The sequence below is a fragment of the Mesorhizobium sp. M0244 genome (assembly GCF_040321795.1).
Taxonomy (GTDB): Bacteria; Pseudomonadota; Alphaproteobacteria; order Rhizobiales; family Rhizobiaceae; genus Mesorhizobium.
This window is the reverse complement of sequence record NZ_JAMYSE010000026.1, coordinates 14229-28807: the sequence shown is the minus strand read 5'-3', so window position 1 is coordinate 28807 and position 14579 is coordinate 14229. Positions and strand designations below refer to the sequence as shown.

The 14579-nt window shown below is 60.1% G+C and carries 16 protein-coding genes; 10 read left to right on the top strand and 6 right to left on the bottom strand.

Features of this window, described 5'->3' with window-relative positions; translation table 11 throughout:
* Positions 1 to 365: 365 nt before the first annotated feature.
* From NKJ08_RS17560 to NKJ08_RS17515, 10 genes are all read left to right on the top strand, one after another.
* Positions 366 to 722, top strand: coding sequence for an SPW repeat protein (locus tag NKJ08_RS17560; RefSeq protein ID WP_352526005.1), 357 nt, complete (start codon positions 366 to 368; stop codon positions 720 to 722).
* A gap of 123 nt (positions 723 to 845) precedes the next feature.
* Positions 846 to 1295, top strand: a complete 450-nt coding sequence (locus tag NKJ08_RS17555) for a DUF2231 domain-containing protein (RefSeq protein WP_352526006.1) — start codon at positions 846 to 848, stop codon at positions 1293 to 1295.
* 68 nt (positions 1296 to 1363) lie between these two features.
* Positions 1364 to 2641: a PQQ-dependent sugar dehydrogenase gene (locus tag NKJ08_RS17550; protein WP_502904204.1), complete on the top strand. Its 1278-nt coding sequence runs from the start codon at positions 1364 to 1366 to the stop codon at positions 2639 to 2641.
* Complete coding sequence (locus tag NKJ08_RS17545; protein ID WP_352526007.1) at positions 2638 to 2832, top strand: hypothetical protein; 195 nt, start codon at positions 2638 to 2640, stop codon at positions 2830 to 2832. Before NKJ08_RS17550 ends, NKJ08_RS17545 begins: the two co-directional genes overlap by 4 nt.
* A gap of 145 nt (positions 2833 to 2977) precedes the next feature.
* Positions 2978 to 3862: a cytochrome c oxidase subunit II gene (coxB, locus tag NKJ08_RS17540; protein WP_352526009.1), complete on the top strand. Its 885-nt coding sequence runs from the start codon at positions 2978 to 2980 to the stop codon at positions 3860 to 3862.
* A gap of 21 nt (positions 3863 to 3883) precedes the next feature.
* Positions 3884 to 5653 (top strand): cytochrome c oxidase subunit I, encoded by a 1770-nt coding sequence (ctaD, locus tag NKJ08_RS17535; RefSeq protein WP_352526011.1) that lies wholly within the window; start codon positions 3884 to 3886, stop codon positions 5651 to 5653.
* Positions 5650 to 6354 carry a cytochrome c oxidase subunit 3 gene (locus tag NKJ08_RS17530; RefSeq protein ID WP_352526013.1) on the top strand — a complete coding sequence of 235 codons (705 nt, stop codon included), beginning with the start codon at positions 5650 to 5652 and terminating at the stop codon, positions 6352 to 6354. Before ctaD ends, NKJ08_RS17530 begins: the two co-directional genes overlap by 4 nt.
* A gap of 13 nt (positions 6355 to 6367) precedes the next feature.
* Positions 6368 to 7090 (top strand): heme-copper oxidase subunit III family protein, encoded by a 723-nt coding sequence (locus tag NKJ08_RS17525; RefSeq protein ID WP_352526015.1) that lies wholly within the window; start codon positions 6368 to 6370, stop codon positions 7088 to 7090.
* Between the two features lie 10 nt (positions 7091 to 7100).
* Entirely contained in the window at positions 7101 to 7505 is a 405-nt protein-coding gene (locus tag NKJ08_RS17520; RefSeq protein ID WP_352526017.1) for a cytochrome C oxidase subunit IV family protein, read from the top strand.
* 144 nt (positions 7506 to 7649) lie between these two features.
* On the top strand, positions 7650 to 8123 hold the full coding sequence (locus NKJ08_RS17515) for an aminoacyl-tRNA deacylase (protein WP_352526018.1): 474 nt from the start codon (positions 7650 to 7652) through the stop codon (positions 8121 to 8123).
* Between the two features lie 60 nt (positions 8124 to 8183).
* Here NKJ08_RS17515 and NKJ08_RS17510 read toward each other — a convergent pair whose 3' ends face one another.
* From NKJ08_RS17510 to tig, 6 genes are all read right to left on the bottom strand, one after another.
* Complete coding sequence (locus NKJ08_RS17510; protein WP_352526019.1) at positions 8184 to 9002, bottom strand: DUF2189 domain-containing protein; 819 nt, start codon at positions 9000 to 9002, stop codon at positions 8184 to 8186.
* A 483-nt stretch (positions 9003 to 9485) separates the two neighbouring features.
* The gene (locus tag NKJ08_RS17505) at positions 9486 to 10298 is read right to left on the bottom strand and encodes a class I SAM-dependent methyltransferase (protein ID WP_352782412.1); all 813 of its coding nucleotides are present in this window, start codon (positions 10296 to 10298) and stop codon (positions 9486 to 9488) included.
* A gap of 251 nt (positions 10299 to 10549) precedes the next feature.
* Positions 10550 to 11485 (bottom strand): heme o synthase, encoded by a 936-nt coding sequence (locus NKJ08_RS17500; RefSeq protein WP_352526022.1) that lies wholly within the window; start codon positions 11483 to 11485, stop codon positions 10550 to 10552.
* Between the two features lie 146 nt (positions 11486 to 11631).
* A complete protein-coding gene (locus NKJ08_RS17495) occupies positions 11632 to 11985 on the bottom strand; it encodes a c-type cytochrome (protein WP_502896101.1) in 354 nt (117 codons plus the stop codon).
* 213 nt (positions 11986 to 12198) lie between these two features.
* Positions 12199 to 12723 carry a hypothetical protein gene (locus tag NKJ08_RS17490; protein WP_352526025.1) on the bottom strand — a complete coding sequence of 175 codons (525 nt, stop codon included), beginning with the start codon at positions 12721 to 12723 and terminating at the stop codon, positions 12199 to 12201.
* Between the two features lie 160 nt (positions 12724 to 12883).
* Positions 12884 to 14359, bottom strand: a complete 1476-nt coding sequence (tig, locus tag NKJ08_RS17485; RefSeq protein WP_352526212.1) for a trigger factor — start codon at positions 14357 to 14359, stop codon at positions 12884 to 12886.
* Positions 14360 to 14579: the final 220 nt, after the last annotated feature.

Genomic DNA, 14579 nt, shown 5'->3' with positions numbered 1-14579 from the left:
TCCTGCGCAGTCAGGTTGGCCTCAACCCTCGGGGCCTAAGAGCTGCGATCCATGACAAATGTTTCATCGGCTCGAGAAAAGAATGAGCTGCCCGCGCCGCTGTCCCGCTGCCCTGACCAGTGGCACGGCACCTTTGGATTTGATCGATCACCGTCAAGTGATCCAGCATGCTGGTCTCGAGTGGAACATAAAGCCTGGAATTCAGTTAGATAGCCGGATTTGACCGGAGTTCCGCCAGATACGGAGGTCCGGCCGGGTAAGGGCATTGGCGCGACGCGGAGTGGGCGGCTTCGGGCGCATTTCGCCGAACCTCAGGCACCTTGCCGAACTCGGGAGCCACAAACGCTCTCTCTATGGAGGATGCCATGAACCAGTGGACAAACGCTAGGCTCTGTGACGTAGCCAACCTGATCCTTGGGGCAATTCTGTTCTTTTCTCCTTGGATCTTCGCCTTTGCGGCAGGCCCACCGACGCAGAACGCCCTCGGCAGCGGAATCTTGATCGTCGTGCTTTCGGTTGCCGCCCTCGCGGCATTTGCCGTCTGGGAAGAGTGGGTGAACCTGGTCGTCGGACTGTGGGTACTCGTATCGCCCTGGGTGCTTGGATTCCAGGCGACCACTGCGATGACCGTGCATGTCGTAATCGGCATTCTGGTCGCCGTCCTGGCCGCAATCGAGCTGTGGATGATGTACCAGAACCCGCCGACGCAGTCCGCGGCTTAGCAGCCGAGCAAGTATCGGCTGTCTCGACCCGCACTTTGCGGGCGTTGTTGATAGGCGCTGCTGCTGGTGTCGCGGCAGCGGCGACCATGCTGAGTTGGTCTGATCGGGGCAAAAGGAGCGCATATGGTTGGTGACAATCCGCGTTCGACGGCTAGGATTGCGGGGCATCCCATTCATCCGATGCTGGTGCCATTTCCGATCGCCTGCTTCGTCGGCACCCTGCTGACGGATTTGGCCTACTGGCGGACAGCGGAGATGATGTGGGCGAATTTCTCCGCTTGGCTGGTTACCGTCGGCGTGATCATGGGCTGCCTTGCGGCGATCGCAGGCTTGATCGATTTCCTGGCCAATTCGCTGATAAGAGCGCAGCCCCCCGCCTGGCCGCACGTGCTCGGCAATCTGCTTGCGCTGGTGTTGTCCGTGATCAATATGCTCGTGCACACCCGCGATGCATGGACTTCCGTCGTTCCAACCGGCCTGATCCTCTCGGCGGTTGTCGTGCTCATCCTCATCTTCACTGGCTGGCTGGGCTGGTCCCTGGTGTACCGGCATCACGTCGGAGTGGCGGATTGACGCGCGTAGAAAGCTCCATCAGACAGGCCGGGCGCATCGCGGCGTCTATCCTCACCTGCACCGCGGCGATTACCCTTGCCGCGTGCAGCGGCAACGACCCAGATCCCGGCAGCCAAATAGGGCCGAACCCAAACCTGCCCGAGCCGATCCAATATTTCTTCCCGCCCATGCATCTCGCTTCCGTGGTCGGATGGAAGAACGGCGGAAAGCCGACCGTTGCGCAGGGGCTGCAGATCCAGGCTTTTGCCAACGGCTTGCAGCATCCGCGCTCGCTTTATGTGCTTCCCAATGGCGACGTCCTGGTGGTCGAGTCCAAGGCGCCGGGCGGCGAACCAATCAAACGGCCCAAGGATTTGGTGATGGGCTGGATCGAATCCTGGGTCACCTCGGGCGGCGACAGCGGCCCAAGCAATCGCATTACGCTGCTGCGTGACGCCGACGGCGATGGCAAGCCGGAGCTGACCAGCGTATTCCTCGACCACCTCAACTCGCCCTTCGGCGTGGCGCTGGTGGGGAGCGATCTTTACGTCGCCAACACCGATTCCATCGTCCGTTACCCCTACACCACCGGTGACACCAAGATCACCGCGCCCGGAACGCCGCTGACTGCCCTGCCCGGCGGCCCGATCGACCACCACTGGACGAAGAGCCTTGTGGCAAGCCCTGACGGCTCTCTGCTCTATGTCGGCATAGGCTCGAACAGCAACGTGGCCGAAAACGGCATCCAGGCGGAGAAAGACCGCGCCGCCATCTGGCAGGTGGACAGGGCTACCGGCCGGTCACGCATTTTCGCAAGCGGATTGCGCAACCCGAACGGCCTGACCTGGGAGCCTGAGACCGGCGCGCTCTGGGCAGTCATCAACGAGCGCGACGAGCTCGGCCCCAATCTCGTGCCGGATTACCTCACGTCGGTAAAGGACGGCGGCTTCTACGGGTGGCCATACAGCTATTACGGCCAGCATCTCGATCCGCGCGTCATGCCCCAGCGTCCGGACCTGGTCGCGAAAGCGATCGTGCCGGATTATGCGCTGAGTTCCCACGTCGCCCCTCTCGGACTGGCCTTCTATACGGCAACCAGCCTGCCCGAGACATATCGCGGCGGCGCCTTCGTTGGCGAGCATGGCAGCTGGAACCGCACGCGCTTCAATGGCTACAAGGTGGTGTTCGTACCATTCAGCGGCGGCCGTCCGAGCGGCGTCGCGCAGGACGTGGTGACCGATTTCCTGGACAAGGACAACAAGGCGCGCGGCCGGCCCGTCGGCCTGGCGGTCGACAAGTCCGGGGCCTTGCTCATCGCCGACGACGTTGGCAACACGGTGTGGCGGGTGACACAAGCTGGCCAATGACGCGTGGCATTCTCGTAACCGGCGTGATGGGCGGCATGATCGCGGCAACCCTGCTCGGCATATTCTTCGTGCCGTTGTTCTTCACCCTGGTGGCGAGACTTTCCGCGTGGCTCCCGCCTTGCGCGATGAGGGTTTGCCGGAAGTGCCGGGCGGCTGAGTTGAAATTAGAAGAAGGCCTGCCGCTGATCTGACCCGAAGGTCCGCCTGCACCGAGAAATTGTATTTTTTGCCGTTCCACAGCCGGCTCTAGAATTTTCATCGCAAATCGAGCTATGATGCACTTGGTATTTCCCGGGACGGCTTTGCGCCCCCTGGATCGCCGGGAGGAAACGGGACATGGCCGTTGCGCTTGTACTCGTTCTGATAGTCGTGGGCTCGGTGTTGTTCCACTTCCTGAGCCCATGGTGGTGGACGCCGATTGCCTCGAACTGGGACTATATCGACAACACCATCATCATAACTTTCTGGATCACCGGCGTCGTCTTCGCCGCCGTGGTTCTTTTCATGGCCTATTGCGTCTTCCGCTTCCGTCATCGGGAAGGCAATCAGGCGGCATATGAACCGGAGAACAGGCGGCTCGAATCCTGGCTGACAGTCGTCACCGCGGTCGGTGTCACGGCTTTGCTCATTCCCGGCTTGTTCGTCTGGAGCCGGTTCGTCAACGTTCCAAGCGACGCAACCGAGGTCGAAGTCGTCGGCCAGCAATGGCAATGGAGTTTCCGCCTGCCCGGTAAGGACGGTAAGCTCGGCACATCCGACACCCGCGACGTCAACGCTGAAAATCCGCTCGGCGTCATCGCCACCGATCTCAACGGCCAGGACGATGTCGTGGTCGAAGCGGCCGATCTGCATCTGCCGGTCGGCAAGCCGGTCAAGATGCTGCTCCGCTCGATCGATGTGCTGCACGATTTCTACGTGCCGGAATTCCGCGCCAAGATGGACATGATCCCGGGCTCAGTCACCTATTTCTGGTTCACGCCGACCAAGACCGGAACCTTTCAGGTCCTGTGTGCCGAACTCTGCGGCCAGGGACATCCGATGATGCATGGCGTGGTCATGGTCGATACGCAGGAGGATTATCTGGCGTGGCTCGGCCAGCAGCAGACGTTTGCGCAACTGTCGGCGCCCCAGCAGACGGGCTCGGCAAGCCAGGCGCTGGGCCAGACAACGGCGTCAGGTTCGAAGATTGCGGCAAAGCTCGAAACCGTCGGGTCTCGCTGAAAAGGACACGGAGGTGTTCCTATGGTTGATATCACGCCTGCAGATGCCATCCCGCCAGCCGAAGTCGCGGAAATGGAACTCTACCACCCGCACAGCTGGTGGACGAAATACGTTTTCTCGCAGGACGCCAAGGTCATTGCCATCCAGTATTCGGCGACGGCGACAGCGATCGGCTTGGTGGCGCTGGTATTGTCCTGGCTGATGCGGCTGCAGCTCGGCTTCCCCGGCACGTTCGATTTCATCACCCCGGAAGCTTACTACCAGTTCATCACAATGCACGGCATGATCATGGTGATCTACCTGCTCACGGCACTCTTCCTGGGCGGCTTCGGCAACTACCTGATCCCGCTGATGGTTGGCGCTCGCGACATGGTCTTTCCCTATGTCAACATGCTGAGCTACTGGATCTACCTGCTTGCCGTGCTGGTCCTGGTGTCGAGCTTTTTTGCGCCCGGCGGACCGACAGGCGCCGGCTGGACGCTCTACCCGCCGCAGGCGATCATGACCGGTACGCCAGGCGGCCAGGACTGGGGCATCATCCTGATGCTCGTCTCGCTGATCCTGTTCATCATCGGCTTTACCATGGGCGGCTTGAACTACGTCGTGACGGTGCTGCAGGGCCGCACGCGCGGCATGACGCTGATGCGCCTTCCGCTCACTGTCTGGGGTATTTTCACCGCCACTGTCATGGCGCTGCTCGCCTTCCCGGCGCTGTTCGTCGCCTGCGTGATGATGCTGTTCGACCGCGCGCTCGGCACCAGCTTCTTCATGCCGGCTATCGTCGAGATGGGCGAACAATTGCAGCACGGTGGCGGCAGCCCGATCCTGTTCCAGCATCTGTTCTGGTTCTTCGGCCACCCCGAGGTCTATATCGTCGCGCTTCCGGCCTTCGGCATCGTATCCGACCTGATCAGCACCCATGCACGGAAGAACATCTTCGGCTACCGCATGATGGTCTGGGCCATCGTTGGCATCGGCGCGCTGAGCTTCGTGGTCTGGGCGCACCACATGTATGTCAGCGGCATGCATCCCTATTTCGGCTTTTTCTTCGCCACCACGACACTGATCATCGCAATTCCAACAGCCATCAAGGTCTACAACTGGGTGCTGACGCTGTGGCGCGGCGACATCCATCTCACCATACCAATGCTTTTCGCCCTGGCCTTCATCGTCACCTTCGTCAATGGCGGGTTGACCGGGTTGTTCCTCGGCAATGTCGTCGTCGACGTTCCGCTGTCGGACACGATGTTTGTCGTCGCCCATTTCCATATGGTCATGGGCGTCGCCCCGATTATCGTGATCTTCGGCGCGATCTATCACTGGTATCCGAAGGTCACCGGTCGGATGCTGAACGAAACACTGGGCCAGTTCCATTTCTGGGTCACTTTCCTTGGCGCCTACCTGATTTTCTTTCCGATGCACTATCTCGGCTTGATGGGCGTGCCGCGGCGCTACAACGAACTGACCGACATGACGGTGATGACGGAATCGGCGCACCACCTGAACTCGTTCATCAGCATCATGGCGTTCATCGTCGGCTTTGCTCAGATTGTGTTTCTGTTCAATCTGATCTGGAGCATCCGCCATGGCCGTGAGGCCGGCGGCAATCCTTGGCGGGCCACGACGCTCGAGTGGCAGACGCCCGAAACACCTCCGGCCCATGGCAATTTCGGCAAGGAACTGCCGATCGTCTATCGCTGGGCCTATGACTACAGCGTGCCGGGCGCCAAGGAGGACTTCATTCCGCAAAACGTTCCGGGCTCGTTCGCCCCCTCCAGGGAGCCGGCATGAGCGTAATTCTGGTCTTCCTGCTCGTGATCGCCGGTATTGCCGGCTGGTGGCTTTCCCACCAGCGGCTGATGACCAAGCCATGGCTCGAGCAAGGTATGGCCGGGGATTTTGTCGGTATGGAAGGATCGGCGCTGCCGACCGCCAAGATCGGGCTCGGCGTCTTCCTCGCCGTCGTCGGCTGCCTGTTCGCACTGTTCACCAGCGCCTATTTCATGCGCATGGCGCTGTCGGACTGGCAGCCGCTGCCCATCCCGCCCCTGCTCTGGCTTAATACCGGCGTACTGGTCTTGAGCAGCATTGCGATGCAGTGCGCTTCGCTCGCGGCGCGCAAGGGTCAAGTGGACATGGTCAGGCTCGGCCTTGCCACCGCTGGACTTACGGCGCTCGCCTTCCTGATTGGACAGCTTGTGGCATGGCGGGAACTGAGCGCAGATGGCTATTTTCTGGCCTCCAATCCGGCCAACAGCTTCTTCTACCTGCTAACAGGAATGCATGGCCTGCATATACTGGGAGGGCTGGTCGGCCTGGGCAGAACGACCGCCGGCGCCTGGAACGGAGCGCGGCCGCAACGGCTTCGCCTCAGCGTCGAGCTGTGCGCCATGTACTGGCATTTCCTGCTTTTCGTCTGGCTCGCCATCTTCGCTCTTCTGGCCGGCTGGGCTTCGACTTTAATCGACATTTGCCGAGGGTTGCTGACCTAGGAGGAACGGGCGGATGGCAGAGACGACACTGACCCACATCGGCCGAACGGAGCCGCGGCCGGCAGGCTGGCAAGGCATTGCCGACGACTGGTCCTCGGATCAGCGCGCGTTCAAAAACGTGTCCTGGGGCAAGGCCATGATGTGGATCTTCCTGCTCAGCGACACTTTCATCTTCGGCTGCTTCCTGCTCTCCTACATGACCGCGCGTATCTCCACACGCGTGCCGTGGCCCAATCCGAGCGAGGTCTTTGCCCTGCGCATCGGCGGCTCCGAGATTCCGTTGATCCTTATCGCCATCATGACCTTCGTGCTGATCTCGAGCAGCGGAACGATGGCCATGGCGGTGAATTTCGGCTACCGCCGCAACCGCCGCAAGACGGCAGTCCTGATGCTTCTGACCGCAGCACTCGGCGCGACCTTCGTCGGCATGCAAGCCTTCGAATGGACCAAGCTGATCACCGAAGGCGTGCGGCCTTGGGGCAATCCCTGGGGCGCTGCACAGTTCGGGTCATCCTTCTTCATGATTACCGGCTTCCACGGCACGCATGTGACGATCGGGGTCATCTTCCTGATCATCGTGGCGCGAAAGGTCTGGCGCGGGGATTACGATGTCGGACGGCCCGGCTTCTTCACCAGCCGGAGGGGCCGCTACGAGAACGTCGAAATCATGGGGCTCTACTGGCATTTCGTCGACCTGGTCTGGGTGTTCATTTTCGCATTTTTCTATCTTTGGTGAGAGGCAGAACATGGCTGAAGCAACCGCAAACGGCCTGCGACAACACACGCTCGACGGCGTCCATACGCATGATGCGACGACGACCGGCGTTACCCCCGCGGAGGTTCACCAGGAGCACCCGATCAAGCTCTATCTGGTGGTCTGGGCATGGCTGTTCATCCTCAGCACCTGCTCCTATCTGGTCGACTATTTCGGTCTCCACGGCTATCTCAGATGGTCGCTGATCCTGATCTTCATGATCCTCAAGGCAGGGTTGATCGTCGCCATCTTCATGCACATGGCCTGGGAACGGCTGGCGCTGACATATGCAATCATCCTGCCGCCGGTGCTGGTGCTGGTGTTCGTGACGATGATGGTCTTCGAAGCGGACTACACGCTTCTCACCCGAATGGCATTTTTCGGGGCTGGCCCCTGACATGCAATCCGGATCCAGGCGGTCCGGTCCTGGAGCCTTCGCCTTGAAACAATCTGCAGCTGGTCCATTTCTGTTGGTATCGGAAACGGCAGGCGATGCCGACGTTTCCACATGCGTCGCGAACACCAGCAAGGGGCGCCCAAGATGACCATCGCAAACAGACTGAAGGACTTCATCGATAGGAAAGGAATTTCCTACGATACCGTCGAGCATCACCGCACGGCGACAAGCAGACAATCCGCCATTGCGGCACATGTGCCTGGCAGCATAGTGGCCAAATCGGTGGTCGTTCACCACGACCGTGGCTATGCGCTGGCCGTGGTTCCAAGCACGCATAGGATCGAACTTGCGACATTGCAGGATGTCATGGACAAGCCTCTTGGACTGGCCTCCGAAGACGAGGTGATCTCGTTGTTCGGCGATTGCGACGTCGGGGCTGTCCCGCCGATCGGCGCTGCCTATGATGTGCCGGTGGTCGTCGATCAAAGTCTCGGCGACGCTCCCGAAATCTATTTCGAGGGCGGCGACCACAGGACGCTGGTTCATGTGAGCGGCAAGGATTTCCGCGACCTGACAAAAGACGCGCGCCAGGCCCGCTTCAGCCACCCGGCCTATTGAAAGCTCCGACCCACTCTGCCCGCACCGGCCCTCTCGCCGGTGCGGCAGAGCAGATTTTTTTCAGCTCACCGGTCTGGTGGCCGTCGGCGATTCCACAACCTTCCGATAGACATGCCAGGTGGCATGACCAAGGATTGGCAGCACGACTGCCAACCCGGCGAACACTGGCAGCGAGCCGATGATCAGGGCAACGGCGACAATAAGGCCCCACACCGCCATCACGATCGGGTTGGCCAGGACAACGCGCACCGAGGTGTGGATGGCTTCGTAGGCGCCGACATCGCGGTCGAGCAACAACGGGAAGGCGACGACCGTGGTGCACAACACAACCGCGGCGAACACGAAGCCGATGGCGTGACCCAGGATGATGAGCGTCCAGCCGCGTCCCGTGGCGAATATTTCACTGATGAAGCTGGAGAGCGATTGCGGTGGCGCCGGGCCGAACAGGGTCTGGTAAAATATCTGGGCCGTCAAAAGCCAGGCGATGAAGATCGCAAGCAGCATGATGCCGACCGCCGCGATAGCCGGCAGCGCCGGAGAACTCCTGACCTCAAAGGCGTGCCTCCACGAGGCGTCGAGCCCGGCTTCCCGTCGCCGGCTGATCTCATAGAGGCCGATCGCCGCGAACGGACCAATTAGTGCAAAGCCGGACACAAGCGGAAACAGCAATGGCAGCGTGTTGTTGCCTGATGTCCAGACAGCAAGCACGACCCCCGCAAGCGGGTAGATCAGGCAGAGAAAAACGATGTGCGATGGCTTGACCATGAAATCGTCGACGCCACGCCTGAGCGCATCGAAAAGATCGGAGACACCGATTTTTCGAACTCTGGTGTGTTCCAACGTCTCGCTGGCGCCTGCTATCACGTGAAAGCTTGCCATGACCATTCCTCCAGACCAGGTCCGGTAAGGTCGCGGTTTTACGGTGCTGCCGTTTTGCATGACTGGCCACGCGAAACCGCGACCTGCACCATCATCAATATACTCTCATGCGAGGGACTTGTCGCGCTTGTAAGAAGGCCTCGGCGGCCCGACTAGCTCTGGAGGCTTTTCTTCGATATGCTCTTCAAGTCGAAGGTGAAGGTCATGGATGGAAGGACAGTTCTCATACTCGGCCTTGGCGTCGTTGTTCTGCTGTTGCTGGGATTTTGTGCACTGCCAACCTGATGTTTGAGTCGGCCTTGACTTCTCCAATCGCCGAGCCGAAGTCTCGGACGGGCAGCAACTCTAGAACGCTGAATTAATCCAGATGCATCTAGGGCGCGTACTCATAAATTCGGTTCATGTCCGTTTCAGTCCGAAAGCAACGCAACTGCTGCGTAGCAGCGGAATGTCGCGAAGTGCCGGAACGGGATATTCCAACACCTAGACCACAGCCACGATTACGTGTGCCTGAATTTTGGCAGCAACCTCGCCGCTGCCATGTTTGTCTGCAATCGCAGATGCGGCATAGTCGGTTGCGGCCTCCAGTTCTCCTGCGCCTCTGGCCTCGATTTCGTTTCGAAGAAGAGTTCCCTGACAATAAGCAACGGCCGGAAGGCGCGGCGAGGATGCACGGCTTTGTTCGGCTCTCGTCTCGATCACCACACGGGAGAAGCCTGCGTCCTCCAGCTCGCTACGGATCAGTGCCGTATCGTGGTAGCCGTGCGGCGTGCGTGCCAGAAAGCGCGGCGGATCGTTCGGAAAAATCTTGGCGAGAGCATTCGTCACATCATCCGCAAATACATTCTCCTCGATGCGATCCCATACGTTGAATAAAAAGTGTCCTCCGGGCTTCAGGACTCGCTTTGCTTCGCGGTAGGCAGATGAGCGGTTGGGAAAGAACATCGCGCCGAACTGACAACAAACGAGATCGAAGGCCGCATTTTCAAACGGTAGCGCCAGAGCATCAGCTTGGCGCCATTTGATGCGACTGTCGGGAGCTTGTCGCGAAGCGGCGTAGTCGAGCATCGGCTGGTTGAGGTCGGTTACGATATAGCTTGCGTCAGGGGACAGTTTTGGCGCCAGTGCGCGGGTGACAACCCCGGTGCCCGCGGCGGTTTCCAAGACGGCCCTGGGCGAAACGGACGCTGCTCGCTGTGCAAGACCTGCGGCGAACGGCTCGAAAATCAACGGCACCATATAGCGATCGTAATTTTCCGGAATCGAGCCAGCAAACACCTTGTCCGTTTCCAACATTTGCTATCCCCCGCCGTCCGTTTTGATTGGCTCGCGAGCCTAGCATACAATTGTTGGTTTTGGGTCGCTTTCGACCGAGAGGCGTCCAACAGCATATGCAGCTATGTCGGGCCGTAGCTCCGCGAAAGCGGAAGTAAGATCAGGCTATTGGTGTCTATCATGATGGACGTGGCGGGTTGATGATGCGCCCGCGTGCATCCGCCGATGGCTGCGCGTTTATGAGTCCACGGCCTAAGGCGGGGAACAAGTCGTCAGTAGCCGGCTGACACGACCGCTCGCATTGCAATGGTGTCGGCAAGCAGCGCCGCAAAAATCGCGAAAAGATAAATAATCGAATAGGCAAACAGCGCCTTTGCTGGCTTCATTTCCTTGTCGGCGATGACGAGGACCTTCCAGGCATGCCAGATGAAACCCGCGCCCAATGCGGCCGAAACAATGCCGTAATATCCGCTCGCGAAGCCGAAGGCCCAAGGAAGCACGCCGATTGGCGCAAGAAGCAGCGAATAGGCGAAGATTTGTTTTCTGGTCGAGGCCTGGCCAGCCACATTCGGCATCATCGGGATGCCCGCCGCGGCATAATCGCCGACCTTGAAGAGGGCCAGCGCCCAGAAATGAGGCGGCGTCCAGAGGAAAATGATCAGAAACAGAATGACGCTATCAATGCCGATCGCGCCGGTTGCAGCCGCCCAACCGATCACCGGAGGAAGGGCGCCCGCAGCGCCGCCTATGACGATGTTTTGCGGCGTCGAACGTTTCAGCCACATCGTATAGATGACGACATAGAAAAAGATGGTGAACGCCAGCAGCGATGCGGCAAGCCATCCCACCAGCACGCCGAGCGTCATGACCGACAGTGCGGAAAGCACCAGGCCGAAGCCGAGAGCTTCGCCAGGCGTGACGCGACCTGACGGGATCGGCCGCTTTGACGTGCGAGACATCAAGGCATCTATGTCCGCGTCATACCACATGTTGAGCGCGCCGGCGGCCCCTGCTCCAACCGCAATTGCGCCGATGGCGATTACGGCGATAACCGGATTCATCACACCGGGCGCCATCATCAGGCCGACGAAGGCGGTAAAAACGGCGAGCGCCATGACCCGTGGTTTCAAAAGCGCAAAGAAGTCGCCGGCCGTCGCTTCCGAGAGGCGGACGCCGGTATCCTTGAGACGGCTTTCTCTAGTCGACATTCAGACGACCACCAATGGGAACGGTAGCCTAGCCGGCCAATGTTTTTTTTGCAACGAGCCGCCCTCCCCATCGACACTGCCGGTGGATTTCGGTCGAGGCCTGCCTCGACCTGTTTGCGATACCAAGATGCGGCGGAAGTACCGGGTTATTTGGAGAATTGCTTCAGATAAGCGATGACATTGGCGACGTCCTCGTCCTTTTTGAGGCCGGGAAATGCCATCTTCGTTCCTTTGACCATCGCCTTGGGATCGTGAAGGTAGGTCGCCAGCGTGGCTTCGTCCCATTTAACGCCGGATTTTCCAGCCTCGGTCATGGCCTTGGAATAGCTGAACCCCGGATGCGTGCCGGCCGTTCGGCCGATGACGCCGTTCAAGGACGGACCGATCTTGTTCTGGTCCTTGTCCGCGATGTGGCAGACCTTGCATTTGGCGAAGACCTTCTCACCCGCCGCGGCATCCTGTGCCCGCGAGGGATCGGCAATGACGGTCGCGACGGACATGACGGTAAAAAACACAATGGCACGCATGGCATTCCTCCCTGATCGCCAATTTGCCCTGGCTGACCTGCGCATGCCGACATTTAGTCCGCCAGCATGCGCTCTTGTACGGCAGAACGGATATCCACTGCCTATGGAGTTGCGGCACCTACATACCACAGAACCCGGCCGGCAGGTAGAGTTCGACAATGCAAAGGTTTAATGCGGACAATCTGCTCAAGGCAATTTGGTGTTGCAGGCGGCGGCGATCCGGCCGACCGCCTCTTCAAGGCCGGCAAGATCGAAATCGGCTTCACCGCGCCCTGAGAGCAGCCCGAACCGCCAGGACAGCAGCAGCCGGTTCGCGGCAACCAGTCGCCTGACGCCGTCGACGCCGTCGCGGACCAGCATCCTGCCGCGCGTGCCAACCGACCAGCTTTCGTTGACCTTGCTGGATTGGTCGACAGTCACCGACATGGTGATGGTTCGGCTGGCGGAGACGGCATCGTTCAGTTGCAGCCATTCGCTCCAGCGCGGTTCACCCGCGGTCCGGCAGGCGATCGTCAATACCGGGCTGTAGCTCAATGCGCCGCCTCCGGTGATGAGCTTGTTGGTGGCGTAAAGCGAGGCGGTGACAAGGCCATCGCTGCCACTGTCGAACCGCCAGTTGTCGAGAACCGTATCAGCCTGGGCGATGCCGCAGACCGACGCAAGCAGGAACGCCGTCGCAACCACGCTTCCGATACCGAGGAACTGTCTCAACGATGCCTCCAACAACCGCGGCGGTCCGCAACTTAGCGCAGATAATGATCAAAGCTTCCTGTCGCCACCCCGACCGCCAGATGCGTGAAATCCGTTGCGTCTGCGCCACAACGAAAAAGGCCGCCTCGAGAAGGCGGCCTTTCGGAATTCAGTAGGGACGTTATTCAGCGTCCTTGGCGGCCTTCTTCTTCGGTGCGGCCTTTTTCTTGGGCTCTTCAGCGTCGTCGTCGGCCTTCTTGGCGTCGGCCTTTTTCGCAGCGGCCTTCTTCGCCGGCTTCGCCTTGGTCGTCTCCGTATCCTCGTCGTCGGCCAGCAGCTCTTCCTTGCTGACCTTGACGTCGGTGACCGAGATCTGGCCGAGCAGATGGTCGACCACCTTCTCTTCGAACATCGGCGCGCGCAGCGTGTTCAGCGCTTCGGGGTTGCTGCGGTAGAACTCGAAGGCTTCCTGCTGCTGGTTGGCCGGATAGCGGCGCACCTGCTCGAGCAGGCCGCGCTGCAATTCCTCGTCCGACACGGTGACGCCGGCCTTCTCGCCGATTTCGGCGAGAACAAGGCCGAGGCGCACGCGGCGTTCGGCAAGCCGCATATACTCGGCACGCGCTTCTTCTTCCGTCGTCTCTTCATCGGCGAAGGTGCGGCCGGCGGCTTCGAGATCGCGGTTGACCTGGTTCCAGATGTTGTTGAACTCGGCCTCGACGAGCTTGGACGGCGCCTCGAACGAGTAGGCGGCGTCGAGCTGGTCGAGCAACTGGCGCTTGATCTTCTGACGCGTTATCGAGCCGAACTGGTTCTCGATCTGACCGCGCACCACCTCACGCAGGCGCTCCAGCGACTCCAGGCCGAGATTCTTGGCCATCTCGTCGTTGATCTCAAGCGCGCCGGGCTTCGACACTTCCTTGACGGTCACGTCGAAAGTGGCCTCCTTGCCGGCCAGATGCGCCGCCTGATAGTTTTCGGGGAAGGTGACCGTGACCTGCTTCTCATCGCCGGCCTTGCCGCCGATCAGCTGATCCTCGAAGCCGGGGATGAATTCCTTCGAGCCGAGCACCAGCGGCTGATCGGTACCGGCGCCGCCGTTGAAGGCTTCGCCGTCGATCTTGCCGACATAGTCGATCGTCACGCGGTCGCCCTCGGCGGCCTTGCCGGTCTTCGGCTCGTAGGTGCGAGCGGATTCGGCGACGCGCTTGACCTGCTCGTCGATCTCCTCATCCGGCACGTCGAACACCTGGCGCGTCACCTTGATGTCGGAGAAATCCTTGATTTCGATCGGCGGAATGACCTCGTAATTCAGGCGAAACTCGAAATCGGCGCCGCCGGCCAGGATCTTCTCGGCTTCCTTCTCGTCCTCGGTCATGATCACTTCGGGCTGCATGGCGGCCTTTTCGCCGCGCCCGGTGATGATCGAACGGGTCGAATCATTGAGGATCTCATTGACCACTTCGGCCATGAACGACTTGCCATAGACCTTGCGCAGGTGCTGCACCGGCACCTTGCCGGGGCGGAAGCCGTTGATGCGAACCTTGTTCCTGGCGTCCGAAAGCCGCGCCATCAGCTTGGCTTCCATGTCACCGGCCGGCACGGTGATTTTGATCTCGCGCTTGAGACCGGAGTTGAGCGTTTCGGTGACCTGCATCATAAAACCTTTGTTTCCACCAATGAGGCCGCCAAACGGCCCCTGCCGTTCGCAACCTGCCGGTATGATCTTGCCGGGAATGGCTTTTGGTGCGGGACTTGGCGATTTGTCCGCCAAACGCGGCTCAAATCCTCCAGCAATACGCTCCAAAATGTGAATAAGTCTTTGTTTTTCCTACTTCTTGTCACATTCTGCAGAAGCGGATCGTCGCGTTCCGTCA